The organism is Halovenus marina, from assembly GCF_051414115.1.
GTDB lineage: Archaea > Halobacteriota > Halobacteria > Halobacteriales > Haloarculaceae > Halovenus > Halovenus marina.
Genome location: NZ_JBLKNZ010000001.1, coordinates 1,663,654 through 1,687,126, shown reverse-complemented (window position 1 = coordinate 1,687,126; position 23,473 = coordinate 1,663,654). Strand labels below are relative to the sequence as shown.

Below are 23,473 nucleotides of genomic sequence, written 5' to 3'. Positions count from 1 at the left end.
TGATGACTGACGACGACACGCTGACTGGTTCGCTCGACATCCCGACCGACGCGACGCCGGAGGAGGCCGCCGCCATCGCGACGGCAATCGGCGCACACCTCCGCGACGAGCGTGCGGCCGCACGCACCGCTGCCGCCGACACCGACCGTTCGTGGGACGGCGACCGATTCCGCTTTGCTGGCCGTCTCGAAGCGCTCTCGGGGCGGTCGGCGCGGGTTCCGAGCACGGCACCGAGAGACGAGTGGACGGCCGCGGGCCGACGGGATAGGTTCGACCGATGACCGGGGGGTTCGATCGCGTCCTCGTCGCGAACCGTGGTGAGATAGCCGTACGCGTCATGCGCGCCTGTCGGGAACTGGACATCGACACCGTGGCGGTCTACAGCGAGGCCGACCGGGACGCAGGCCACGTTGCATACGCCGACGAGGCCTACCGCGTCGGTCCAGCGCGGGCCGCCGACTCCTATCTCGACGGCGACGCCATCATCGACGCTGCGAAGCGATCAAGCGCGGACGCGATCCACCCCGGCTACGGCTTTCTCGCGGAGAACGCCGACTTCGCGGCACAGGTCGAGGAGACAGCGGGGATCACGTGGGTCGGCCCGCCGAGTGATGCGATGGAGCAACTCGGTGAGAAGACCCACGCCCGGCGCGTCATGCAAGCGGCTGGCGTCCCAATCGTCCCCGGAACGACTGATCCCGTCACCGACCCCGAAGAAGTCGCCGCGTTCGGCGACGAGCACGGCTATCCGCTGGCGATCAAAGCTGAGGGTGGTGGCGGCGGCCGCGGGATGAAAGTCGTTCACGACCCCGAGGAAATCGAGGCAAAACTCGAAAGCGCACAGCGTGAGGGCGAGGCGTACTTCGACAACGATTCGGTGTACGTCGAGCGGTTTCTGGAGCACCCCCGCCACGTCGAAGTGCAGATCCTCGCAGACCAGGATGGCGAGGTTCGGCATCTCGGCGAGCGGGACTGTTCGCTCCAGCGCCGCCACCAGAAGGTTATCGAGGAAGGCCCTTCGCCCGCGCTCTCCGAGGAACTGCGCGAGCAGATCGGTGCCGCGGCCCGGCGCGGCGTCGAGGCGACCGAGTATACCAACGCCGGAACCGTCGAATTCCTGGTCGCAGAAGACCTCGACCGGGACGAACCGCTCGGTCCGGAGACCGACTTCTACTTTCTGGAGGTGAACACGCGAATTCAGGTCGAACACCCCGTCACCGAGGCCATCACGGGTATCGACATCGTGAAGTGGCAACTGCGGGTCGCGCAGGGCGAGGCAATCGCTTTCGAGCAGAGCGAGGTCGACATCGACGGTCACGCGATCGAGTTTCGCATCAACGCCGAGAACGCCGCCGACGACTTTGCTCCGGCGACGGGCGGCACCCTCGACACGTACGACCCACCGGGCGGCATCGGCGTCCGCGTCGACGACGCGCTCACGCAGGGCGACGCGCTCGTGACCGACTACGACTCGATGATAGCGAAACTGATCGTCTCTGGCGAGACGAGAGTCGAGACGCTCGCCCGGAGCAAACGAGCGCTGGCGGAGTTCGACATCGACGGCGTCGTCACCATCCTCCCCTTCCATCGACTGATGGTCACGGACGACCGCTTCGTCGCCGGGACACACACGACGCGCTATCTCGACGAGGAGGTCGACACCGAGCGCATTCAGGACGCACAGAACCGCTGGGGAACCGAATCGAGCGAGTCCGACGACGGGGACGAGTCGACGCGACGCGAATTCACCGTCGAGGTGGACGGCAAGCGCTTCGAGGTGGAACTCGAAGCACACGACGCACCGTCTCTCGATGTCCCCGACGGGCAGGGAACTCAGCCACGCCCGGAGCGGGCGAGTTCCGAGACAGACCAGACGGCGAACGCGCCCGGCGGCCAGACGGTCACCGCGGAGATGCAGGGAACGATCCTCGAAGTCAACGTCGAGGAAGGCGACGAGGTTGCTGCGGGTGACGTACTCTGTGTGCTCGAAGCGATGAAGATGGAAAACGACGTGGTCGCGGACAGTTCCGGCACGGTCACCGACGTGCGAGTGAGCGCCGACGAGAGTGTCGATATGGGCGACGTGCTCTTTGTCATCGAGTGACGTGCGTTCGCGCAAATCGATTCGCTGTGCAATATGGAGCGTGTTCACGAGTATCGATTCGCCGTCGAGAGAGTCCCTTTTGAGGCCTGCCCTCGAAGACGAGGTATGCAGGAGACGCGGCGAGCAGTCCTTCGGGCACTCGAAGACGGACCGGTGACGGGGCCGGAACTGGCTGACAGGCTCGAGGTCTCCCGTGCAGCCGTCTGGAAGCACGTCGAGGCGCTCAGAGACGAAGGGTTCGAGATCAGCGACGGGTCGGAGGGGTACACCGTCGAATCAATTCCGGAGTACGGGGAGGCGGCGGTCGTCTTCGGTCTCGATGCGCCCTTCGAGGTCGAGTATCACGAGCGGATTCCGAGCACGAACACGCGCGCTCGCGAACTCGCGACGTCGGGGGCGAGCGACGTGGTCGTGCTCGCGGACGAACAGACCGGCGGGCGGGGCCGTCTCGACCGCGAGTGGCACTCACCAAGCGGCGGAGTCTGGCTCTCGATTCTCGCCCGTCCGGATCGGCCCGCGATGCACGCGCCGGTGTACACGCTCGCGGCCGCCGTCGCGACGGCCGAAGCCATGCGAGAACTCGGCGTCGACGCCGCGATCAAGTGGCCGAACGACGTGCTCGTCGACGGGGAGAAGGTGGCGGGAATCCTCACCGAGATGGAAGGTGAAGCGGATCGGATTTCGTGGCTGGTGGTCGGGGTGGGGATCAACGCAAATGTGGACCCGTTAGAGATTCCCGCAGACCGTGACGCCACAAGCCTTCGGGCGCTCGTCGGCGGTGTCGACCGGCGGGCGCTCACGCAGTCACTGCTCGAACGGTTCGACGTGTTGTGCCGTGATCTGGATGGAGTTCTGCCTGCGTGGCGCGGTCTGAGTGAAACGCTCGGACGACGCGTTCGCGTCGAAACGGGCGAGCGCACCGTCACCGGCGAAGCAGTCGACATCACCTATCCGGGGACGCTCGTTGTGGACACGGGAACAGCGCGTATCGAGGTCGCTGCCGGTGACTGTGAACATCTACGCCCTGCCGAGAGTCGGTAGCCCACCCCGGCCGCGACTCACTTTTCGCCGACGCGAATAGTCAACACCGGCACGGGAGAGGACCGGACCACGCGTTCTGCGACGCTTCCGAGGAGCCATCTGTCGAATCCAGACCGGCCGTGCGTTCCCATCACGATCACGTCACAGTCATTCTGGGAGGCGTACTCGCCTATCTGTCGCGATGGAGAACCGGTCGCCACCTCCGTCGTGACCGGAACATCACCCGCCCGCTGCTCGACCTTCTCGAGGGCGGTTTTCCCCTCGCTCTCCATCGCCTGACTGACCCCCTCCCAGGAGGATTCCAGCGGCAAGTCCGACAACGAGGCAGTATCGACCACGTACAGCGCGTGAATCGTGCCGCCGTGTATCTCGGCCAGTTCCAGTGCGTGGTCGATCACTGCCCCCATCTCCTCGGACCCATCCACCGGAAGCAGAATGTTGTCGTACATACCTGGTGTTACCACGTGACACGGTATATATCCCCGCACTCATTCGTTCGGAAAGACCACGTCTTTGAGGTCGTGAACGCTCGCCCGGCGAACGACGGCACGAACCGGGTTGCGCGCGCCAGTGAGGTTGTGCGAGTCGCCGTCGAGGACGAGCAACCGGGCGTCGTAGCCCTCCTCGACGAGTCCACAGTTCAGTCCGGCGATTTCGGCCCCGTTGATGGTCGCCATCGCGAGCACCTCCCGTGTGGTCGCCTCCGTTAGCTTCGCGGTGAACTCCATCTCGCGGAACATCGACGGCGAATTGAGCATGACGTTGTCGGTGCCGAGCGCGACTGTTGTCCGGTCGAGCAGTTCTCTAACCGGGGGGAGGCCAACTTCGGTGGTGATGTTCGACCGCGGGCAGACGACCACCGGAATTTCGCTGTCCGCGACGCGGTCGAGATGGATCTCCTCCGCGTGAACCATGTGGACCAGAAGATCCGGGTCCAGGTCGAGCGCCGGGTTGATGTCGGTCGTGTCGACCTCTCCGGCGTGGATGCCGAACAGTTTCCCGGCCTCTCGTGTCGCCGTCCGCTCGCGAGAGAACTCCCCGTCGTTTGCGCCGCTGGCTCCGAAACCCTCGCCTGCCTCCATCGCCTCGGTGGATTCACGGCCGAGAATGACTCCGGTGATATCCTGCCCGGCGAGCGCGTCCTGCAGCGCGTGGACGCCGTCGACGCCGCCCTCGCGGAAGTCGAAAAACGCCGCCGTTCCGGCCGACTCCATGAACTGGATGGAGCGATCCATCCCCGCGACCAGTTCCTCGCGGCTGGCCCGACGGAGCAGTCGGTGTTTCAACCCGTCAGGCGGCGCGACCAGTTCCTCCAGAGTGAGCCCTTCGCCCGCCTCCTTGGCTATCGAATCACCGATGTGCGTGTGCGCGTTGACGAAGGCCGGAAGGATGATGTCGTCAGTCCGAACGTCACCTTCCTCGACTGACTGGATGGTCCCGTTCTCGACGACGACGCGGCCCTCGATAGGCTCGAACGACCGGCCGCGAAGAACGGTTCCTTCGAGGATCATACCCCGTATGTGGACGGCCCGGCTTTTGAACGCACCGGAGAGTCACTCGAACTCGTCGAGCGTCGCGTTTATCCCCGGCCGAACGTCCCGGACGTAGGTGTCTTCGAGGTCGAGGCCGAGCGTGCGGACGGCAGCGGTTCCCACGCGGTCGCTGTGTGGTGCGGGCGCGTACACGCCGAGTCGCCACTGGTCGCGCTGTGCGATCCGGAGCGCGTTCACGAGTGTCGACTGCTCACCGAGACGCCGAACCTGCCCGCTGACGAGCACTCGCGAGGTCGATTCGGCCATCGACGGCTCCGAGGGCACGTCGAGGATCACCTCTTGGCTGTCGACGTTTGCGGCCGCGGCTATCTCGCGTTCGAGTTCGGTGATCTGGTCGTGGTCGGACCCGACCAAGTCGTCGGGGACGGCCGCTCGCTGTGCCCACACCGCTCGCTTGTACAGGTCCCGGTCGTCGAGTCGCCGGGCAATCTCCACAGTGCTGTCACACTCTCGGAGCAACACCCGAAGCTCGAAATCGTCCATCCGCCGGAGCGTTTCGGGGTCGGTTGCATCGGCTGCGAGCGCCCGCTGTGCCGCCCGGCGCAACATCGCCTTCGCGATGCGCGCGACGTGGTGCCGGTAGACGGTCGGATTCATGAGCGCACGCGCAAGCAGGAGACTCTCCGCAGTCTGGACGTTCCCCTCGTCGAGGACCAAGTCGCCGTCGACAAACCGGAGTTCGCGGATGAGTCGCCCGTGGTCGATGGTGCCGTACGGAACGCCGGTGTGGTGAGCGTCCCGGACGAGATAGTCCATCCGGTCGACGTCGAGTTCGCCCGAGACGAGCTGGCCGAGTTCGCCCTCCCCGGCGACGATGGCAGCCACGTTGTCGGGGTTCAGCCCGTGGTCGGTCAGCACGCGTGCGACCGGCCCATCACCGATCAGGTCGTGTATCTCGTCGTGATACGCGCCCGTGTGTCGGTGTATCAGTCCCTCGATGTTGTGGCTGTACGGGCCGTGGCCGACGTCGTGCAAGATGGCTCCCGCTCGGACCCGCTCGGCCTGCTGTCCCTCGATACCGAGATGGGCGAGCGCGCGGTCGGCGAGATGATACACCCCGAGGCTGTGCTCGAACCGGGTGTGATTGGCCGACGGGTAGACCAGTCCGACAGTCCCCAGTTGTCGGATGCGGCGAAGCCGCTGTACTGGCGGTGTGTCGATCAGGTCCTCGGCAACCCCCTGTAACTCGATGTGGTCGTGAACGCTATCCTTGATCGTCGTCATTATCGGGTCTTGGTCGCCGTCTGTCAAAAACGTCAGTATCGTGCCAAAGTCAGCAAGCGGATTAGATTGGGACGCGCTCACGTTGTTCCCGGCGGGTTGCAAACCGGTCGAGGACATCGAGCAGGTCGTCTTTCGATGCGGAGCCGTCGAGTCCCTTGGTCGGTGACCGACCCGTCTCACGGACGGCATCGAGCGCCTCTCGCGGGGTGCGTCCACGGCCGTACACGAGCCACGCCGAGAGCGCTCGACCGGTCTGTTCGAGACCTGTCAGCGAGTGAACGACGACCGGATCCCCCTCGCGTACACTTCCCTCGAGAAAGGAAAGCACGTCCTCTGCGAGGCGGTCCGGAGGTGCGAGTCGTCGGTCCGGGAGCGGCACGTGTTTGACCTTCTCACTCCCGAAGGCCTCACGGTACAGCCCAAGATTCGCGTCCGACGCGTCGAGTCGCCGCCCGGCGAGCAGACAGCAGACTCGTTCGATCCCCTGTGACTGCATCTCCTCGATCCAGTCTTCGATCGCTGTCTGCTGGTCACAGCACGCGTGCCACCCCGGACTGCACGCCCCATACACGACCTCCTCGTCCGGCCCAGCCGGTCCGAATCGATAGATGTCATCGATTACCACCTCCTGATCGGCCATTATCTCATCTCGACTGTCAGTACCCTTGAATCTATAGACGCAGTTCTCAACGCTGAAACCGAGAGTTGACAACTGAAAGAGAGTTTCTGTGAGATGCAGTGTTGCTCGTCCGGTCGGCACGCAGAGAGCCCGGGCCTGTCGTCACTCATCGTGGTTCGAGAGGACGGTCTTGAGTCGGTCGAGTCCGAGTGTCGTGACAAAACAGACGCCAGCAAAATACAGAAGTAACTGCGGGTCTACGGCAAGACGAGTCACGAGGGTCGTTCCGTACCCCAAGATAGCACTCAGATACCCGAGCATCGAGACAGTCCAGCCGAGACCAGTGATCCCCGCAAACTGATCGAGAAGGTCGATATCTGTTACTCTACTCTGAGACATGGTGAGTCATCGTCACGGTAAGTGTCTCTTACTCTGGTGCTGGTTATGAGTATTCTTACGATGCACTGGTAGTATTGTTGCGAGACAGCACCACTTGCGTAGTAGAAACGTGTCCACTGAAAATAGGCAGATTCGACGTGACACAGCCATCCAGAATTCACCGCAGTTGACGGAACCGACTGCGCGAAGAGAGCCCATGCGGTTTTTAACCGCCCATCTCCGTAGAGTGGATATGGTGACGTTTCTGTCAGGCGGGACCGGCACGCCGAAGTTGCTCGCCGGAAGCGACGACGTGTTTCCGGCAGCGGAGACGACAGTCGTCGCGAACACTGGCGACGACATCGAACTCGGCGGGTCGCTGGTCTGTCCGGATCTTGACACCCTGATCTTTCTCGGCGGCGACGAACTCGACCGGGACCTGTGGTGGGGTATCGAGGGCGACACCGCCAACACGCACGCGGAGCTGCAGGAGATTGCCGACCGTGCGGGGATCGACGGCGGCCCGCGATATCTCCCCGACGATCAGCAGACCGGCGGACGGCGACTCGCTCGCTGGCGGCGGTTTTCGGCCGTCGCGGAGTTCATGCACATCGGTGACCGCGACCGGGCCGTTCACCTGACGCGAACTGGCCTGCTCGACGAGGGGGCGTCGCTGACCGACGTGACCGCGACGCTCACCGATGCCTTCGACGTTCCGTGGCGACTCCTCCCGATGAGCGACGACCCCGTCGCGACGCTGATCCACACCCCAGAGACCACGATGCACTTTCAGGAGTTCTGGGTCGGGCGCGACGGCGAACCGACTATCGAGAGCGTCGAGTTCAGAGGGGCGGCGGACGCGGAACCGACCGAGGCCGTGCTGGACGCGCTCTCGGATCCGGTCGTCATCGGCCCCTCGAATCCGATCACGAGCATCGGCCCGATGTGTGCGCTCGACCGATTTCGGGATCGACTCGACGAAACGACCGTCGTCGCCGTCTCGCCGTTCGTCGAGAACACGGTCTTTTCCGGGCCAGCGGACGACCTCATGCGGGCGGAAGGGTACGAGGCATCGACCGCTGGCGTCGCCGAAGCATACCCCTTCGCAGACGCCTTCGTGCTCGACGACGCCGACGGGACGGCACTCGACAGACCAGTCGTCAGAACCGACACGAGTATGGACACCCCAGATGACGCCGACCGCGTTGCGCGGGCCGTCGCGTCCGCGCTGGAGGTGGCAGAGTGAACGGATCGGTGAGCGGGCAAGGCGACGCGAACGGAGGCCGACCAGTGCCAGCCATCGATCCGCCAGTGGTGCTCGCGAGTCTCAGCGGCGAGTCCGACGCTACGTGGGCGCAAGCGGGAGCGCCGTATGCTGGTCTCGCCATGCTCGGTGGGATCGCAATCGACGAGTCGACGCGAGCGGCCGCACGAGAACTCGTCGCGCGCGATCGGACGGAGTTTCTGCCAGCGGATCCGGTCGCCTTCGTCGACGACCAGTTCGAGAAGCTAGAGACGGTTCAAATCCGGCCCGGGATCAACGTCAGAACCACATCGACGGAACCGCTGGAGCGTCTCGCGGGTGTCTGTGCTGACCACGACGCCGTGCTCGAACTCAACGCTCACTGCCGACAGGACGAGATGTGCGCGGCAGGTGCGGGCGAGCGACTGCTCCGAGACACCGACCGCCTCGCAACGTACGTCCGACAGGCAACGCGAGAGGCCCCGACAGTCGGTGTGAAGGTTCGCGCAGAACTGTCCGGCGTCGACCTGGTCGAGGTAGCGCAGGCAGTCGAGAACGCAAGTGGCGACTTCGTTCACGTCGACGCGATGGACTCCGAGGAGGTCATCAGGCCCATCGCGGCAGCAACAGACCTGACAGTGATCGCAAACAACGGCGTGCGAGACTGGGAGACGGTCGTCGAGTATCTCGAATACGGTGCGGACGCGGTCAGCGTCGGCCGCCCGAGCGACAACCCAGCGGTCCTCGAACGCGTACATCGAGCGGCGACCCGGTGGTTCCAGAACGAAGCCAAGGCAGTTGGGAGTGATCCGCCGTGAGAACGGCGGCACAGAACGCACGTCTCGCGCTGTTGCTCGAAGTCGCCGGGACGCCAAAGCCCGGCAACGTCGACAGACACAGGGAGTACCCCGACCTGCGATTCGAGCACTTCCTGGCCGGTGCGGTCGGAGCGGAAGATGGGTTCGAGCACGCGAGCGCTGGCGGTGCTGTCGGCGCGTCTTTCGAGCGTGCAATCGAGGGGATGAGCCACCAGTCGGGCGGGAACACGCAGTTCGGCGCAGTGTTGCTCCTGACACCGCTCGTGAAAGCGGCGGTTGACTCCGAACGCCTCACGTCGGAGGCGGCGACTGCCGTCGTCGACGCGACGACAGTCCCGGATGCGGTGGCGTTCTATCGCGCCTTCGAGCACGTCGACGTGGCAGTCGACGAACCACCTGAGGGGATGGACGAACTCGACGTTCGCCGGGGCGGCGAGGCTGCTCCGTACCTCCGCGAACAGGAACTGACGCTCGCTGACATCATGGAGCAAAGTGCAGACAGAGACGGAATCGCCGCCGAGTGGACGGGCGGGTTCGAGCGGACGTTCGGGGCGGCCGACCGATTGCAGGAGTACCAACGCACGGAGGACTGCCCAGTGACAGACACCGCCGCGGCCGTCTTTCTGGAACTGCTCGCAGAGCGGGTCGACACGTTCGTCCAGACACAGCACGACCACGAGACTGCGATGGACGTTCGTGACAGGGCGCAGGCAGTTCGTGCGGGCGAGGAGTCGGTCGAGTCGTTCGCTGACGAACTCGTCGAGCGAGAGATAAATCCCGGGACGACGGCCGATATCACAGCTGGCGCGCTGTTTGTCGCGCTCGAACGGGGGCTGGAGGTATGACAGACGGGGACAGCGGTGAGACGGCCGACGCAACGTGGCCGGTCCGATTGCGCGGCGTGACCGAAACAGTGGTGACGACTCGCGGACCTGCGGGGCAATACAACATCGCCGCGCTCGGGATCCACGCCCCGACTGACGGCCCCGCGACCGCCCGAACGTGGGGGCGAACCCGGACGCGACAGAACTTCGAGCGACACGGCACGGGTCACGTCCATTTCGTCCGTGACCCGGTAGTGTTCGTCGATGCTGCGCTCGGTGTCGTCGAACGCGAGCACCCCACGCTCGACTGCGCTGCTGCGACCGTCGAGGTGGCCGTCGAGGCGCTCGACAGCGGGCAGGAGGGCGACACCGAGTGGGTCGACTGGTCCGTCGAACCCTTCGAGACGACCGTTCGATCGGAGTCCGTTCCGGTGATCCATCGCGGCTTCGCGGCCGTCGTCGAGGCGACCGTTGCGGCCTCACGGCTCGGCGTGGCGACGTACGACGACGCCGACCTGCACGACCGGATCGAGTACTTCGAGGGCGTCGTCGAGCGCTGCGGTGGCCCCGCCGAACGGGAGGCTTTCGCGAAACTGCGAATGTACATCGAGGAATGACGGGGACGACAGGACTCCATATGGACCGCAGCAAAATGCGAGTCGAATCCTTTTAGGCCCGGTGTCAGTAAAGGGAGTACAACGATGGCAATCAAGCCCGCATACGTGAAAAAGACAGGACGGATCCTGATGGAGCGATACCCCGACGCGTGGGGGACGGACTTCGAGCACAACAAGGACATGGTCACCGAACTGACGAACGTCGAGTCGAAGGGCGTTCGCAACCGGATCGCAGGCTACGTGACCCGAAAGCAGGGCGCGCAGATCCCCTCTCAGTAGACGATTTTTCGGTCGATTTACAGCGAGCGTGCGCTCGACAGCTTGTCCTCGAAGCGCTGTCGCTCGGTGACGACTCTGAACGCTCGCATCATGTCTGTGCGCGTGATGATCCCCACCAGTGACCCGTCTTCGTCGACGACCGGTAATCGCCCGACGTCCTCAGTTCCGATCGTCGTGAACGCGTCCATCACGTCTGTCGACGGCGAGACTGTCGCCAACTGTTCGTTCGGCGTCATCACGTCACGAACAGACTCGTCGGAGGAATCGGCCGACTGAACGTCCGAGAGCGTGACGATACCGACGAACTCGCCGTCTTCGATCACCGGATAGCCGGAGTGTCGCTCCTCGAACATCACGTCGAGGAGTTCGTCGAGCGACAGTGCCGCGTCCACCGTCGACAGTCTCCCGGTCTTTGTCATCACCGACTGTACCACCATCCCCTCGAAAGCAGCGTCGAGCATCATCTGTCGGCTTTCGGAGGTCGCGGCGATGTAGACGAAAAATGCGATCGCCACGAGGACGAAGTTGAACGCGAGCAGTCCGACAATCCCGAGCAGTAGCGCCATCCCCTTTCCGACGGCGGCGGCCTGTCGGGTGGCGCGCACGTACGACTGATTTCGGGCGAGCAGCGCCCGGAGCACTCGCCCGCCATCGAGCGGGAACGCCGGGAGCATGTTGAACACGGGCAAGACGATGTTCAACAAGGCGAGATAGAGCAACAGAAAGACGAGCACGTCACTCGCAGGAACGACGACGAGCGCGGCCCCACACCCGAGAGCAATAACAACGTTCACGACCGGTCCGGCGACTGCGATCCAGAACTCGTGTTGCCATTCGGTCGGGAGTTCGGCTGGCTTTGCGATGCCGCCGAGCAACCACAGCGTGATAGACTCGATTTCGTAGCCATACGACAGCGCAACGGCCGCGTGGCCGAGTTCGTGGAGTGCAACGGAGGTAAACAGCGAGACTGCAGCGACAAAGCCGACGATCCACTCCCGGTTGCCAGCCGTCAGCGTCTCTGTCTCGAGTGAGGTTCCAAAGGCGTCGTTGAACAGGGGGACCACGTCACCGATCTGGGCGCCGATCAGCCACACAAACACCGGGAGGATGATCAGAAACGTGATATCGAGTTTGAACGGAATTCCGTGGATGGTTCCGACTCGATAGCTTTTGAACATATCAGTTACTCTGTGTCTGATCCGCTTCAACCTAGTGTTGGAGCAGGTCTGTAGTAAAACAGAATCCAAACCACACAGAGCGTCGGAACGCTCGTCCTTCGTGAGAAGGGCGGGATTCTCTCGCTGAATCAAGATAGAAAAGACGAAACGTTGATACAGATCCCCCGAATGGTCTTGAGCAGAGCACAGTCGTCTGTCGGCTGTGACCGGTGTAGGAACTTGAATGTACCTGCATATACTGGCTGTACCCCTTAGCTGATACGGGACAGAATCACCGTAGGGACGATATGGCAGGCAGTGTCCGCGGGACGAGAGAAGAACACCGATACATGAAAGAACACGAGTTTACCTGTTCGGAATGCGGCCAGCAGATCACGGTCAACGAGGGGATGCGTGAGGCTATCGTATCGAGCGGCTGTCCAGTCTGTGGCGCTGCAGCCACCGATGCGCAGTTTGCGCCCATCGACACGGGAGAATAGGCGGGGGATTACGATTCGTCTCTGTCGACTTCCGTCAGCCGCCCATTTAGCTCGTCAGGTCGGAACCGAAACAGTTGGATGTCGAGGCTGTCCCGTTCCTGTCCCCAGATCTCGAAGAGCGGGCGCTTCGCGCTCCCGTACTGCTCGATTTGCTCTATCGTGAGTTCGTCGGGGTCGATCTGTGCTAGATCTCCCGAGGCGACGACGCTCTTATACTCCGTTCCCTGGGTGTTGCTGTCGTAGACGACGAGTCGTGCGGCGGGGTTTGAGGAAAGAAACTCCCGCTTTTCGCTTTCCGGCGTCGACACCAGACGCATGTAGAACGTTCGTTCGGAACTGTCGTATCCATAGGAGATCGGAATCGCATACGGGCGCTCGTCACGGGCGAGCGAGAGCACGCCACTCTCCCGTTCGGCGAGAAAATCGTCCACTTGCGCCGCCGTCATCTCCGTTTCCTCGGCGAGAGCCATCGTTTAGTAGCACGATGATCCGTGTACCCTTAAGCTATTCCCACTGAGTGTAGCGGCTGTGCGGTCGGATCCGCGGCCGAACGAACCTACGCTTATGGTCCGGGCACTGAAACAGAGAGCTACCGTAGGCAACCGAGGATGACAGACCCTAAGCTACTGAACGCCGTCGGACAGAGCAGCGACCTGTACGAGCGCTACAGGTCTCGCGCATTTGCCGCACTTTCGACGGACACCGCGGTGCAGTCGGCACGGCGAGAGTGGGTGACGTTTCTCACCCGCAGTCACGGCACCATCTTCGACGACAGTTCGGTCGAGAATCCCCGCGACGCGCTGTTCGTCGAGACGCTGTACTACGATTTTGTCGTCGAGCGACTCATCGAATCCGCTCAACGCGAGTTCGGGGTCCAGGTCGTGAACCGAGAATCGACGGAAAACACCGACGCGCTTTCCGTTTCTTTCCGGTCGCTTCACGAGCGAATCCTCGGTTCGGACACGCTCGAACCCCTGCTCGCGTCGCGGCTCGATCTGGAATCGCTGGCCCAGTCAGACCTTCTGCGAGCGCTGTACGAGGCTGTCGTCTCCCGCGAGATGCGCCGACAGCTCGGCCAGTACTACACGCCACGCGGGGTAGCCGACCTGGCTGTGAGCGAACTCGGTGTCATCGATCACCGGTCGGAGACGTTCCTCGACCCTGGCTGCGGGTCGGGTGTGTTTCTCGCGGCCTGTATCGACGCAAAACGGGACGCGCTCGCAGACGACTGTGACCCCGAAACGCTCATCGAAGTCATCACGAGCACGGTGTTCGGAATCGACCTCAACCCTGTCGCGGTCAAAAGCGCAAAGCTCAGGTACCTCCTCGCACTCCGGCCACTCCTTGCAGAGAGCGATATCGACCGACTCGAACTGCCGGTGTTTCTGACCGACGCGCTCGCGCTGACGCGCGATGACGAGATCCGATTCGGTGGATCCCCCATCTCGCTGACCGTCGACCATCTGGTCGGAAATCCGCCATGGATCACGTGGGGCGACCTGCCGGAGACGGTGCGCGATGCGTGGCGAGCGCAGTACATCGACCAATTGAACCTATTTCCACAGGAGGGAATCGATGCACGTCTGGGGCACGGAAACGACGACATCTCGGTGCCGTTCGTCTGTGTCTGTATCCATCGATATCTCGACGAGGGAGGTGACGCTAGCTTCGTCCTGAAACGCGACATTATGAAGGGGCCGGCGGGCCGACTGCTCCGGACACAGCAGGTCGGGTCCCGTCCGGTCGCTGTCACGCACATTCACGACTTCAATCAGCTCCATCCGTTCGAGACAGCGACGGTCCAGTCTGCCATCTACACGATGGGCGTCGGGCGTGAGCCGAACTTTCCAATCCCGGTCGATTCCTGGAGCGCCGGAGAGAACTCGGCTGACTTTTCCGCTCTCGAGACGATTCGGGAGACACTTAAACACGAGACGACCGAGATGGTTCCGCTGGACGACGACCCCGACTCGCCGTGGGTCAGAGCGGATGCCAGCACGCGTGCGCTCGGTGACTGTCACCACGACATCCGTCACGGGGTAAAAGACGACGCCAAGGACGTGTTCAGTATCGACCGGGCTCAGCTCTCGGAGTTAGAACACGACCACGTCTACCCGTACCTCAGATCGAAACATATTGTCAAGTACGGCCTGTTCGGGCACGACCTGCATCTCGTCCCGCTCGAAAAGACGAACGTCGACAACGAGGCCGAACTGCAAGCCACCTGCCCGAACACACACGAGTATCTCAGCGCGAACAGGGAGCGCCTCGAAGCCCGTTCCTCGTCGTGGCTCCAGAAGGGGACGTTCTACAACCTGTTCGGACTCGGCGAGTACACGTGGGCAACGTACAAGGTCGTCTGGTGCCGACTCGGATTCAAGCCGCATTTTGCCGTCGTATCGACCCGACACGACGAGGATCTCGGTGAGAAACTGGTGGTCCCCGGCGACCACTGTATGTTCATCGCGACCGACGACCGGTACGAGGCGCACTTTCTCTGTGGGCTGCTCAACTCCTCGATCTACCAGCAGTCGCTCAGAGAGATCGCCTCCGAGGGGAAGGCGAGTCTCTCGAAAGAAGTCGTCTCGAAGCTTTCCTTGCCGGAGTACGAGCCGACGGCTGACGCCGAGCGACTGGCCGAACTCTCGATGGCCGCTCACGACGTCGTGCCAGAGCACACAAACGTGCGCAAGCGAACGTACAACGAAACGCCAATTCCGGAACTGGAGGCGTTACAGACAGAGATGGACGCGTGCGTCGAGTCGCTGCTGGACTGAGGTTCCGATACGGAGAGGAGTCACGTTCCGACGCGGACGTCAAGACTCACGGTGTGCGTCGGTCTCGCTGCGTTCGAGCGCCCGCAGTGTTCGGTCGTCGAGTTTCACGAGATGGCAGAGCGGATTGCCGGGATAGACGAGCGGATTCTCGACGGCACCGACCAGCAGGCCGGTGAATGGCGCTTCGACGACGGTCGATTCGGTCTTGAACGGGTTGGAGATGGTGGCGATGCGGTCCCCCTCTCTGACGAGATGGCCCCGGTCTGCGTGCATATCGACCAGACCGCCAGCGTCTGCCCGGATCCACGTCTTGTCACGGCCGCGGACGACCGTTCGCCATCCGGGCCACGCGACAGTCGAGGTGTCGATCATGCCGAACTCAGCGAACACGCTTTCCACGCCAGCGAGTGCGGGGTCGATGACCTCGCGCTGGAACCGCAGGGCTTCGCCCATCTCGACGGCGACTGTCGCAGTGTCGTTTTCCTTTGCCGCCCGGCGGACCGTTCCCGAGGGGCTTTGCTTGTCGATGACGACGTGCGACGCGAAGGCCTGTGCGACCCGCGCGACGGATTCGTCGTCCATGTCCGCGCGGACGTGGAGCATGTTCGACCGCCCGCGGGTCGAGGTGTGAAAGTCGATGCCGAAATCACAGGGTTCGATGAAATTGGTGAAGATGTTGTGAGCGATCCGCTTGGAACTGGTGCTGTCTGGGTCGCCGGGAAACGATCGGTTCAGATCCCGGTCGTAGATGGGGAGGTATCGCTGCTGTGCGATGAAGCCGGGGACGTTCAACACGGGGAGACAGACCAGCGTGCCACTGAGGTTCGGAAGGTCCCACTCGTAGGCGACTTCGCGAACGACTTCGATCCCGTTGAGCTCGTCGCCGTGGGCGGCCGCCGAGAGAAACGCTGTCGGCCCGGGATTTGGCCCGTTGATGATCGTGACGGGTATTCTGACTGGGTCGCCAAGATACGTCTCGGTGACTTTGAACCGGAGGTCCTGTCGTTCTCCGGGGTCGACCCGCCCACCCTGATAGGTAAACGCTTCGGCGGCGGTCATACCCACCGGTGAGAGAGCAACGCGCATACATCTGACGACATCAGAGAGATTATTTTTGCGCCGGGCCGAAACAGCGTATGGGTACTGAATCAGGGCCAGTCACGGTCGGCGTCCTTGGGCTACACAACAGCAAGGAGAGCAAAGCGATTTTGAATGCCGTCGAGGCGCTCGGGCACGACACCGCGTGGTTCCGGCGCGCGAACACGAGCGTCAGCATCGACGACGGCGCAGTGACGCTCGAACCCGCTGCCGACATCATCGCAAATCGGCTCCTTTTGTCGACCAGCGCACAGCCAGCCGAGGAACTCGGTCTGGCGCGACTGTTCAACTCCGTCAGACCGATGCTCAACGAGCCAACTGCGGTCCTGACTGCGATACACAAGTTCGCCACCGCGGTCGCGCTGGCCGAGGCGGGGCTGCCGGTCCCCGACGCAGTGATGGCACTCGCCAGCGACAGACTCAACGACGCCAGACGGGACTTTGGCGACCGGGCCGTGTACAAGACAGCGATCGGGACCCACGGCGGCGGCGCGTGGAAGATCGACCTCGACGACCCGGTGAACCCGCGCGTCGGTGACAGACAGGCATTTCTCCAGCACTTTGTCGACACGCCGGACACGCCACGCGACGCACGTGTCTACGTCGTCGATGGAGAGGTCATCGGCGCGATGTATCGGTACGCGCCAGAAGGGGAGTGGCGCACGAACGTTTCGCTGGGCGGTAATGTGGAGGATGCGACTGCAGACCTCCCCGAGGACGCCAAAGAGATCGCCGTTCACGCGGCCGAGACAATCGGACTCGACTACGCCGGTGTCGATCTCATCGAGACGAAAGAGGGCTGGGCAATTCTGGAGACGAACCCGACGGCTGGCTTCCGTGGGCTGTTCCGTGCCACGGGGACCAGCCCTGCGCCCTACATCGCCAAGATGGCGGTCGAACGCGCCGGGGGGACTGTCGACGACGACGCCGTCAGAGACCTCTCGAAGACGCTCGACGACTCGACCCCATCCGCCGCGCCGAAAAAGCCCCGACAGACTCCGACGGAACCGAGTGTCATCGGATACACCGAGGAGGTGGTCATCAGCGGGACCCGAGGCAGCCAGCCAGTGCTCGCCAAGGCAGATACAGGCGCCGACCGAACCAGCATCGACTCGCAACTCGCCGCCGAGATCGGAACCGGGCCGATCAAGGACATCGTCCGGGTGCGCTCGGGCAGCGCCAAAGGTGGTCGCGCTCGTCCGATCGTCGACGTCGTCGTCGGCGTCGGCGGCACACAGCACACCGTCGCCGCCAGCGTGGAAGACCGGAGCCACATGGACTACTCGATGTTGCTTGGCCGTGACATCCTGAAACACTATCACGTCGATGTAACGCGAAAAGTCGACGAACACGCGGGACCGGTCGAGGAGTGACTGCGCGCCGGTCGGAACGTCACGAGCGGTCGCTGCACGCTGGTGAGTCGTGTGTCGAGCGACCCTCGGCTCATACTGCTGGTTGTACGTTCGTACAGATATCCGCCACCCCGGGGTGGTGAATTCGTTCAAAATGGTACAGCCAGCAGTATCAGTCGAGAATATCTTCGAGCAGTTTCCGCTGTGCCGCCATCAGGTGGCCGGTGAACGTCGACTGTGTGATGTCGAGTGCCTCCGCGATTTCGGTCGCATTCGACTCCTTCGGGCGCTGGAAATACCCCATCTCGAAGGCCGCTTCGAGTACCTCGCGCTGTTTGTCCGTCAGTCGGCCGCGGTTGACGAACACGCGCTCGTCAGCGGGCCCTTCGAGCGGTGGCTGAAGCAGGCGCTGGACGTCGATCGGCGGGTACGACTCGCGGAGATCCTCGACGATCGTCTGTAGCTGCTCGAAGCTGCTGACGTGAAACACGAGCGTCAGTGTGCCGTCGTCTGCCACCTGGCGGTGAACGGGGCAGCCGTGCTGGCCGAGGAGTTCACACGGGCAGGTTGGGTCGCCTTCGTGGCGCGTCCGAAACACCGTCGCAGCCCCGTAGGAGAAGGTCGGCTCTGCATCGATGTCGTCCAGATCAGACGCCTTCACGAGAAACTCTGAGACGCTCGGGTGTTCTGTGGTGCCGACGCTCGTCGACACCTGTTCGATCACGTCGCCGGTCGCACGGGACGCGGCGGCGATCGGACAGTCACCGGGGTCGGAAAATGCGATCGTCGCTCGTATCCCGGAGTTCATCACGTTCTAGTTTTCACTCTGCGGTTTTGAGCGTGCCGGACTCGCGCTCAGTGGGTGCCGAACAGGTTCGCATCGATCACTGCGACTGCTGTTCGACACGCTCGGCGAGGGCAGCGATCTCTCCCAATCGCGTTGTCAGAAACGGCCCGGGAACGGTCTGGACGTGCGCCGCCGCCGCGACAGCGTAGTTCAGCGCAGTTGCGGTGTCGGCCCCGTCGATGAGTTGCTGGAGGAACGCGCCGACGAACGCACTGCGCGTGCCGGTCGTGTCGACGACGTCGACGTCGACCGATTCGCGCTCGTTGAGGACGTTCGTCCCCGCCGTGTTGTGCAACGCGACAGAACTCCCGTCGGATTGTGTGAGCACGACGATCTCGAAGTCGTAATCAGCACCCAGGATGTTCACGAGTTCGCGTGGGGACCCGGACCGGTCCAGCACCGTCTCGATCGAGTTCTCGGTGGCAAACAGCATATCGAGGTGCGATGTCAACCCCTCGAACGCCTCTCGATAGCGCTCCGGTGGTGCCAAGCCCGCCTGGTAATCCAGTTCGAGCGCAGTCACGGCATTAGTACCGCCGCTTGCTCGTAACAGCGCCTGCGTCGTTTCGGTCGTCTCCGGCGAAAGCGCGGGCGTACTCAACCCAGTAAACACGACAGCGGCGTTCTGTGCGCGCTCCATCGGTAACTCGCCCGGGACGGCCGTCGCCGCGGCAGTGTACTGTCTGTCATGAGCGGTGCTCGTGTCACGGGGTGCTGACCCACGTTCGTGAAAGACAAGCCCCTGCCGGAGATGCTCGTCGTCGCTCCAGGTCACGTCCGTCTCGATGCCGTGCTGTTCGAGTTCGGTGACGACACGCCGCCCGAGTGCCGTCTCCGGAAGTTTCGACAGCCAGAGTGACTCCGCCCCCAGTTCCGCCGCCGCAACTGCCGTGTTGCTCTCGGTCCCGGTTGCGGTGAGACTCGTTTCCCCTGCCGTCTCCAGTCGCTCGTACCCCGGCGATGAGAGCCGCAACGGCGTCTCACCGAAGGTGACAAACTCTGCCATACCGCCACTGTCGACGTGGAGAATCTTAATTCGACTGGTCGATATCTCGAGTGATTACTGTGACGATTCGTCCGATTCGCTATCGTCCGATTTGCCACCATCTCGCTCGTCAGAGACGACATCCGCATCCGAGACGGCCTCCGAAACGACATCTTCGACCGTCTCCTCGACAGTTTCCTCCACCGTGTCTTCGACCGTCTGCTCGACTGTTTCCTCGACGGTCCCTTCGACAGTATCTTCGACCGTTTCCTCGACAGTATCTTCGACCGTTTCCTCGACAGTCTGTTCGACTGTCTCCTCAACGGTGCCTTCGACCGTATCCTCGACGGTTTCCTCCACCGTGTCCTCGACTGTCTGCTCGACTGTTTCCTCGACCGTTCCCTCGACAGTCTCTTCAACCGTGCCTTCGACCGTCTCCTCGACGGTCTCCTCGACGGTTTTCTCGACGGTTTCGCCAACCGTCTTCTCGACTGTCTCTTCGACAGTGTCCTCGACAGTCTTCTCCATGGTGTCACCAACCGTTTCTTCGACCTGCTTGCCAACTGTCTCTTCGACTTGCTTACCGACGGTCTCTTCGACTTGCTTACCGACTGTCTCTTCCATCTGTTTGCCGACGGTCTCTTCGACCTGCTTACCAACTGTCTCCTCGACCTGCTTGCCGACGGTTTCTTCCATCTGCTTGCCGACAGTCTCCTCGACCTGGTCGCCGACCTGCTCCTCGACGCTCTGTTCGACCGACGTGCCGACCGTCTCCTCGATCGTTTCCTCGACCGAGCGAGTCATCCAGTCAGGGTCGAATCGTCCCATCTTCCAGACGACGTGAATCGCATACGAGACCAGGACGCCGATCCCGAATGCGAGTCCCTCAGGGCGTCCAACGAGCAGCATCGTCAGTGCGGCGATAAAGATCAACACGCCATACGCGAGATCGACGAGTGCATCGACGCGACCTGGATCCATACCACCCATTCGTCTGGCCAGCCGTTAAGCACTTCTGAAACGAGTTTACTGATGACCGGGATAGTCACGCTCGAATCGCCCCTCCAGTTCGTCGCGGTCGAGTTCGACGATGACTGGTCGCCCGTGCGGACAGGCGTAGGGGTTCTCGCAGGCGTCGAGTGCCGAAAGCAAATTGACGATCGATCCGTCAGTCAGCGACGTGTTTCCGGTCACTGACGGGTAGCAGGCCAGATCAGCGAGTAACTCGTCGGCCGCGGCCTCGACAGTGTCTGCCGGTTCGCCGTCGACACAGGCCGCGAGGGCGTCCTGCAGGAGTTCCGGCCCTGCAGTGTCTGCGACGAAGGCGGGGACTGTGCGGAGTTCGACGGTTCTGTCCTCCGTGAGGGTCGCATGAAAGCCAAGCGACGTGAGCGCGTCTTGCTGTGCCTCGAACAGTGCCGCCTCCCGCGCGGTCAGTTCGACCGTCACTGGCTGAGCGAGCGTCTGTGTCGTGGTGTCGCCGCGACATTGTTCTCGCAGACGCTCGTAGTTGATCCGCTCGTCTGCCGCGTGCTGGTCGATCAGCACCAACCCCTCGTCCGTTTCGGCGACCACGTACGTGTCGTGGAGTTGCCCCAGAATCCGCATCGCTGGCAGACGCTCGAACATCGGTTCCTTATTGCTCTCTGCGAGCCGTGTCTGTGTTCCGCTCTGCCTGAACTTTCGCGACCGAGAGCCGTTGTTGTCGCTCTCGGCACTCTCGGGTGTACGGCGACCAGCCTGTCGACTGTCAGCCGATGACGAATTGGAAATCGACGATGCAGTGTCGGCCGACGACTGCGCTCGTCCTGACGCGCCGTCCTCCGCGTTCACCGAACTGCGGTCGGCAGTCTCAGTCGATTCGCGCTGGACGCCTGTCTCGTCTCGGTTCTCTGCCGTGTGGCCTTCCGTGTTCTTCGGACTCGGGCTTCTGTCTGGGCTTTCAGAGTGGTTAGAGGCTGGCTCCGACGGGGCTGAACCCCTCCGGTCTTTGTCCTCCCCGTCGGCCGTGGTCGATTCTTCCGCTTCACCGTCGGCAGTCGAGTCGTGGCCGCGTTCGTTCGCCTCGGGCCTGATCTCCGTCTGTTCTGGCGCTGACCGCCCGCGCGGGGCCGAGGACCGGATCAGCCCGTCATCGAGCAGCGTTCGCTCGACGGCGGTTCGCACCTGCTCGCGAACGCCGGACTCGTCTGCGAATCGGACCTCCATCTTCCGAGGGTGGACGTTCACGTCGACTGTCGCCGGATCCACGTCGAGAAAGAGTACGGCGAAGGGATACCGGTCGCTCGCGAGTTGTCCGTCGTAGGCTTCGACGAGCGCGTCGGTGACTGCCGTCGCGTTCACGTATCGGCCGTTGATAAAGACCGAGCAGTACTCCCGACTCGCGCGGTTGGTCTCGGGGTGGCTCACCAGCCCCGTAATCTCCGCGAGCGGCCCGTCCGGAAGGTCGATGTGTTCGACTCGACGCATCGACTCGGCAACGTCGTGTCCGTACACAGAGAGGACGGTCTCACGCAGGTTTCCCTGCCCGGTCGTCGAAAACGTCTCGCGTCCGTCGTGTTCGAGCGTGACCGCCACGTCTGGATTCGCGAGCGCGTAGTTCCGCACGACTGCGCTGACGTGTGCAAACTCCGTCGATTCCTGTTTGAGATACTTCCGCCGCGCTGGTACGTTGTAAAACAGGTCGTCCACCTCGACTGTCGTCCCCTCCGGACAGCCTGCCGGATTGACTGCAGTGATATCGCCACCCTCGACGGTGAGTGTCGTCCCCTGCGCACTCCCGACTGCACGGGAGGTGATCGTCAGTCGCGACACCGCACCGATCGCGTGGAGTGCCTCCCCGCGGAACCCGAGCGTGTCGACACCACCTTCCAGGTCGTCGATGTCGGTGATCTTGCTCGTCGTGTGTTTCTCGACGGCACGACGGAGCGCAGATTCGATCATTCCAGCGCCGTCGTCGGTGACTTCGATGCCGTCGATGCCGCCGGATTTGACTGCGACTGTGACGCGGGATGCGTCGGCGTCGATGCTGTTCTCGACGAGTTCTTTGACCGCTGACGCCGGTCGCTCGACGACCTCCCCTGCCGCGATACGCTCGACGGTGCTCGGGTCGAGTTCCCTGATCTCGGATGGCATGTTCGATTGCGTTCGTGGGGTGTAGTGCGAGCGGTGACTTGACACTGCTGGCTGTACATTCGTACAGATATTCGCCACCACGTGGTGGCGGATTCTTGCAAAATGGTACAGCCAGCAGTATGAGGGTACGGGTCTGCCCGAAGTCAGCCGATAGCGGTCAGTTTCCCTGCCCCGACTGCGAGAGGAACCGCCCAACATCGAGGCGGAGGTAGTGATAGAGCGCGCCGGTCAACCCGGACTCACCGAACCGTCGGCCGGACGTTTCGACCAGCACGTCGGGATGGTAACCAGTCTGACACTCCGTACCGAGTTGACGGCTGTACGCGGTATCCTCGTTCGGAACGTCCGGAAACCCACCGGTCTGTTCGTATACGTCCGCGTCGACGACGAAATTGAACCCCGGCAGAATCGGTTTGCGCAAGTGCGGGAAGACACGATTGACGATGACCTGCTTCGCCTTGCCGCGGTAGACATCGATCACTCGACAGCGCGAACTCGCCGCGTCGAGGTTCCGCTCGCGGACGTACTCCAGCATCGCCGAGAGATACTGCCCAGTCACTCGCGTGTCCGCATCGACGAAGACGAGCCAGTCACCGACTGCGCGCTGTGCACCGAGGTCACGCCCGGCACCGATCCCGCCCGAGGGCTGGTCGAGCACGCGGACACCGTACTCCGGGGCAATCTCTGGCGTCCCGTCAACGCTCCCACCGTCGACGACGAGGACTTCGTGAGAGATATCGGTCTCCATCGCCCGAATGCTTTCGAGCGTTCGCGGGAGATATGCAGCCTCGTCGAGTGCAGGGACGACGATGCTGGCAGTAACCGACTGCTGCCCCATGGCTGATATCTCACAGACCACATGTACAAAATTTTCATGTGTCCCGCGGCGGTTTCTCGACGCACCTGTGGGTGACACGAGCAC

24 protein-coding genes are annotated in these 23,473 nt (G+C 62.9%); 11 read left to right on the top strand and 13 right to left on the bottom strand.

What is annotated here, in order from left to right:
- The first annotated feature begins 2 nt into the window (after positions 1-2).
- From ACMGFL_RS08605 to ACMGFL_RS08595, 3 genes are all read left to right on the top strand, one after another.
- On the top strand, positions 3-281 hold the full coding sequence (locus ACMGFL_RS08605) for a DUF8022 family protein (protein ID WP_436935126.1): 279 nt from the start codon (positions 3-5) through the stop codon (positions 279-281).
- Positions 278-2,104, top strand: coding sequence for an acetyl-CoA carboxylase biotin carboxylase subunit (locus ACMGFL_RS08600; protein WP_436935125.1), 1,827 nt, complete (start codon positions 278-280; stop codon positions 2,102-2,104). Before ACMGFL_RS08605 ends, ACMGFL_RS08600 begins: the two co-directional genes overlap by 4 nt.
- 105 nt (positions 2,105-2,209) lie before the next feature.
- Entirely contained in the window at positions 2,210-3,145 is a 936-nt protein-coding gene (locus ACMGFL_RS08595; RefSeq protein ID WP_436935124.1) for a biotin--[acetyl-CoA-carboxylase] ligase, read from the top strand.
- Positions 3,146-3,162: 17 nt separating this feature from the next.
- On the opposite strand, the gene ACMGFL_RS08590 is transcribed toward ACMGFL_RS08595, so the two are convergent.
- The 5 genes from ACMGFL_RS08590 to ACMGFL_RS08570 all read right to left on the bottom strand — a co-directional run bounded on the left by ACMGFL_RS08590 (position 3,163) and on the right by ACMGFL_RS08570 (position 6,940).
- Positions 3,163-3,594: a universal stress protein gene (locus ACMGFL_RS08590; protein ID WP_436935123.1), complete on the bottom strand. Its 432-nt coding sequence runs from the start codon at positions 3,592-3,594 to the stop codon at positions 3,163-3,165.
- 39 nt (positions 3,595-3,633) lie between these two features.
- The gene (locus ACMGFL_RS08585) at positions 3,634-4,656 is read right to left on the bottom strand and encodes an amidohydrolase family protein (protein ID WP_436935122.1); all 1,023 of its coding nucleotides are present in this window, start codon (positions 4,654-4,656) and stop codon (positions 3,634-3,636) included.
- A gap of 42 nt (positions 4,657-4,698) precedes the next feature.
- Complete coding sequence (locus tag ACMGFL_RS08580) at positions 4,699-5,922, bottom strand: HD domain-containing protein (protein WP_436935121.1); 1,224 nt, start codon at positions 5,920-5,922, stop codon at positions 4,699-4,701.
- 61 nt (positions 5,923-5,983) lie between these two features.
- Positions 5,984-6,562, bottom strand: a complete 579-nt coding sequence (locus tag ACMGFL_RS08575) for a protein-tyrosine phosphatase family protein (RefSeq protein WP_436935120.1) — start codon at positions 6,560-6,562, stop codon at positions 5,984-5,986.
- A 141-nt stretch (positions 6,563-6,703) separates the two neighbouring features.
- Entirely contained in the window at positions 6,704-6,940 is a 237-nt protein-coding gene (locus ACMGFL_RS08570; RefSeq protein WP_436935119.1) for a hypothetical protein, read from the bottom strand.
- 232 nt (positions 6,941-7,172) lie between these two features.
- Here ACMGFL_RS08570 and cofD point away from each other — a divergent pair, with 232 nt between their 5' ends.
- From cofD to ACMGFL_RS08545, 5 genes are all read left to right on the top strand, one after another.
- Positions 7,173-8,165, top strand: a complete 993-nt coding sequence (gene cofD / locus ACMGFL_RS08565; RefSeq protein WP_436935118.1) for a 2-phospho-L-lactate transferase — start codon at positions 7,173-7,175, stop codon at positions 8,163-8,165.
- A gap of 53 nt (positions 8,166-8,218) precedes the next feature.
- Positions 8,219-8,980, top strand: coding sequence for a tRNA-dihydrouridine synthase (locus tag ACMGFL_RS08560; protein WP_436936436.1), 762 nt, complete (start codon positions 8,219-8,221; stop codon positions 8,978-8,980).
- The gene (locus ACMGFL_RS08555; protein WP_436935117.1) at positions 8,977-9,825 is read left to right on the top strand and encodes a triphosphoribosyl-dephospho-CoA synthase; all 849 of its coding nucleotides are present in this window, start codon (positions 8,977-8,979) and stop codon (positions 9,823-9,825) included. The genes ACMGFL_RS08560 and ACMGFL_RS08555 overlap by 4 nt, the downstream gene beginning before the upstream one ends.
- Entirely contained in the window at positions 9,822-10,421 is a 600-nt protein-coding gene (locus ACMGFL_RS08550) for a DUF447 domain-containing protein (protein WP_436935116.1), read from the top strand. The genes ACMGFL_RS08555 and ACMGFL_RS08550 overlap by 4 nt, the downstream gene beginning before the upstream one ends.
- Before the next feature lie 84 nt (positions 10,422-10,505).
- Positions 10,506-10,700 carry a 30S ribosomal protein S17e gene (locus ACMGFL_RS08545; RefSeq protein ID WP_436935115.1) on the top strand — a complete coding sequence of 65 codons (195 nt, stop codon included), beginning with the start codon at positions 10,506-10,508 and terminating at the stop codon, positions 10,698-10,700.
- 17 nt (positions 10,701-10,717) lie between these two features.
- On the opposite strand, the gene ACMGFL_RS08540 is transcribed toward ACMGFL_RS08545, so the two are convergent.
- Positions 10,718-11,878 carry a site-2 protease family protein gene (locus tag ACMGFL_RS08540; RefSeq protein WP_436935114.1) on the bottom strand — a complete coding sequence of 387 codons (1,161 nt, stop codon included), beginning with the start codon at positions 11,876-11,878 and terminating at the stop codon, positions 10,718-10,720.
- A 287-nt stretch (positions 11,879-12,165) separates the two neighbouring features.
- Here ACMGFL_RS08540 and ACMGFL_RS08535 point away from each other — a divergent pair, with 287 nt between their 5' ends.
- Positions 12,166-12,357, top strand: a complete 192-nt coding sequence (locus ACMGFL_RS08535) for a DUF7560 family zinc ribbon protein (protein ID WP_436935113.1) — start codon at positions 12,166-12,168, stop codon at positions 12,355-12,357.
- Between the two features lie 8 nt (positions 12,358-12,365).
- Here the strand turns inward: ACMGFL_RS08535 and ACMGFL_RS08530 are convergent, their stop codons facing one another.
- Positions 12,366-12,827, bottom strand: coding sequence for a pyridoxamine 5'-phosphate oxidase family protein (locus ACMGFL_RS08530; protein WP_436935112.1), 462 nt, complete (start codon positions 12,825-12,827; stop codon positions 12,366-12,368).
- A gap of 138 nt (positions 12,828-12,965) precedes the next feature.
- On the opposite strand from ACMGFL_RS08530, the gene ACMGFL_RS08525 reads away from it, so the two are divergent.
- The gene (locus ACMGFL_RS08525; RefSeq protein WP_436935111.1) at positions 12,966-15,134 is read left to right on the top strand and encodes an N-6 DNA methylase; all 2,169 of its coding nucleotides are present in this window, start codon (positions 12,966-12,968) and stop codon (positions 15,132-15,134) included.
- Positions 15,135-15,173: 39 nt separating this feature from the next.
- On the opposite strand, the gene ACMGFL_RS08520 is transcribed toward ACMGFL_RS08525, so the two are convergent.
- On the bottom strand, positions 15,174-16,193 hold the full coding sequence (locus ACMGFL_RS08520) for a succinylglutamate desuccinylase/aspartoacylase family protein (RefSeq protein WP_436935110.1): 1,020 nt from the start codon (positions 16,191-16,193) through the stop codon (positions 15,174-15,176).
- Between the two features lie 77 nt (positions 16,194-16,270).
- On the opposite strand from ACMGFL_RS08520, the gene ACMGFL_RS08515 reads away from it, so the two are divergent.
- Positions 16,271-17,605: a RimK family alpha-L-glutamate ligase gene (locus ACMGFL_RS08515; RefSeq protein ID WP_436935109.1), complete on the top strand. Its 1,335-nt coding sequence runs from the start codon at positions 16,271-16,273 to the stop codon at positions 17,603-17,605.
- A gap of 151 nt (positions 17,606-17,756) precedes the next feature.
- Here ACMGFL_RS08515 and ACMGFL_RS08510 read toward each other — a convergent pair whose 3' ends face one another.
- From ACMGFL_RS08510 to ACMGFL_RS08490, 5 genes are all read right to left on the bottom strand, one after another.
- The gene (locus ACMGFL_RS08510) at positions 17,757-18,392 is read right to left on the bottom strand and encodes a helix-turn-helix domain-containing protein (RefSeq protein WP_436935108.1); all 636 of its coding nucleotides are present in this window, start codon (positions 18,390-18,392) and stop codon (positions 17,757-17,759) included.
- A gap of 76 nt (positions 18,393-18,468) precedes the next feature.
- A complete protein-coding gene (locus ACMGFL_RS08505) occupies positions 18,469-19,437 on the bottom strand; it encodes a sugar kinase (protein ID WP_436935107.1) in 969 nt (322 codons plus the stop codon).
- Positions 19,438-19,491: 54 nt separating this feature from the next.
- Positions 19,492-20,397, bottom strand: a complete 906-nt coding sequence (locus ACMGFL_RS08500; protein ID WP_436935106.1) for a hypothetical protein — start codon at positions 20,395-20,397, stop codon at positions 19,492-19,494.
- 45 nt (positions 20,398-20,442) lie between these two features.
- A complete protein-coding gene (gene mutL / locus ACMGFL_RS08495) occupies positions 20,443-22,551 on the bottom strand; it encodes a DNA mismatch repair endonuclease MutL (RefSeq protein ID WP_436935105.1) in 2,109 nt (702 codons plus the stop codon).
- Positions 22,552-22,708: 157 nt separating this feature from the next.
- Positions 22,709-23,389, bottom strand: a complete 681-nt coding sequence (locus tag ACMGFL_RS08490) for a glycosyltransferase (protein ID WP_436935104.1) — start codon at positions 23,387-23,389, stop codon at positions 22,709-22,711.
- Between the last annotated feature and the right edge of the window lie 84 nt (positions 23,390-23,473).

What these genes read in the sequence shown, in the direction of transcription:
- ACMGFL_RS08605 (WP_436935126.1), top strand. Translation starts at nt 3, where the DNA reads ATGACTGACGACGACACGCTGACTGGTTCGCTCGACATCCCGACCGAC.
- ACMGFL_RS08600 (WP_436935125.1), top strand. Translation starts at nt 278, where the DNA reads ATGACCGGGGGGTTCGATCGCGTCCTCGTCGCGAACCGTGGTGAGATA.
- ACMGFL_RS08595 (WP_436935124.1), top strand. Translation starts at nt 2,210, where the DNA reads ATGCAGGAGACGCGGCGAGCAGTCCTTCGGGCACTCGAAGACGGACCG.
- ACMGFL_RS08590 (WP_436935123.1), bottom strand. Translation starts at nt 3,594, where the DNA reads ATGTACGACAACATTCTGCTTCCGGTGGATGGGTCCGAGGAGATGGGG.
- ACMGFL_RS08585 (WP_436935122.1), bottom strand. Translation starts at nt 4,656, where the DNA reads ATGATCCTCGAAGGAACCGTTCTTCGCGGCCGGTCGTTCGAGCCTATC.
- ACMGFL_RS08580 (WP_436935121.1), bottom strand. Translation starts at nt 5,922, where the DNA reads ATGACGACGATCAAGGATAGCGTTCACGACCACATCGAGTTACAGGGG.
- ACMGFL_RS08575 (WP_436935120.1), bottom strand. Translation starts at nt 6,562, where the DNA reads ATGGCCGATCAGGAGGTGGTAATCGATGACATCTATCGATTCGGACCG.
- ACMGFL_RS08570 (WP_436935119.1), bottom strand. Translation starts at nt 6,940, where the DNA reads ATGTCTCAGAGTAGAGTAACAGATATCGACCTTCTCGATCAGTTTGCG.
- cofD (WP_436935118.1), top strand. Translation starts at nt 7,173, where the DNA reads ATGGTGACGTTTCTGTCAGGCGGGACCGGCACGCCGAAGTTGCTCGCC.
- ACMGFL_RS08550 (WP_436935116.1), top strand. Translation starts at nt 9,822, where the DNA reads ATGACAGACGGGGACAGCGGTGAGACGGCCGACGCAACGTGGCCGGTC.
- ACMGFL_RS08545 (WP_436935115.1), top strand. Translation starts at nt 10,506, where the DNA reads ATGGCAATCAAGCCCGCATACGTGAAAAAGACAGGACGGATCCTGATG.
- ACMGFL_RS08540 (WP_436935114.1), bottom strand. Translation starts at nt 11,878, where the DNA reads ATGTTCAAAAGCTATCGAGTCGGAACCATCCACGGAATTCCGTTCAAA.
- ACMGFL_RS08535 (WP_436935113.1), top strand. Translation starts at nt 12,166, where the DNA reads ATGGCAGGCAGTGTCCGCGGGACGAGAGAAGAACACCGATACATGAAA.
- ACMGFL_RS08530 (WP_436935112.1), bottom strand. Translation starts at nt 12,827, where the DNA reads ATGGCTCTCGCCGAGGAAACGGAGATGACGGCGGCGCAAGTGGACGAT.
- ACMGFL_RS08525 (WP_436935111.1), top strand. Translation starts at nt 12,966, where the DNA reads ATGACAGACCCTAAGCTACTGAACGCCGTCGGACAGAGCAGCGACCTG.
- ACMGFL_RS08520 (WP_436935110.1), bottom strand. Translation starts at nt 16,193, where the DNA reads ATGACCGCCGCCGAAGCGTTTACCTATCAGGGTGGGCGGGTCGACCCC.
- ACMGFL_RS08515 (WP_436935109.1), top strand. Translation starts at nt 16,271, where the DNA reads ATGGGTACTGAATCAGGGCCAGTCACGGTCGGCGTCCTTGGGCTACAC.
- ACMGFL_RS08510 (WP_436935108.1), bottom strand. Translation starts at nt 18,392, where the DNA reads ATGAACTCCGGGATACGAGCGACGATCGCATTTTCCGACCCCGGTGAC.
- ACMGFL_RS08505 (WP_436935107.1), bottom strand. Translation starts at nt 19,437, where the DNA reads ATGGCAGAGTTTGTCACCTTCGGTGAGACGCCGTTGCGGCTCTCATCG.
- ACMGFL_RS08500 (WP_436935106.1), bottom strand. Translation starts at nt 20,397, where the DNA reads ATGGATCCAGGTCGCGTCGATGCACTCGTCGATCTCGCGTATGGCGTG.
- mutL (WP_436935105.1), bottom strand. Translation starts at nt 22,551, where the DNA reads ATGCCATCCGAGATCAGGGAACTCGACCCGAGCACCGTCGAGCGTATC.
- ACMGFL_RS08490 (WP_436935104.1), bottom strand. Translation starts at nt 23,389, where the DNA reads ATGGGGCAGCAGTCGGTTACTGCCAGCATCGTCGTCCCTGCACTCGAC.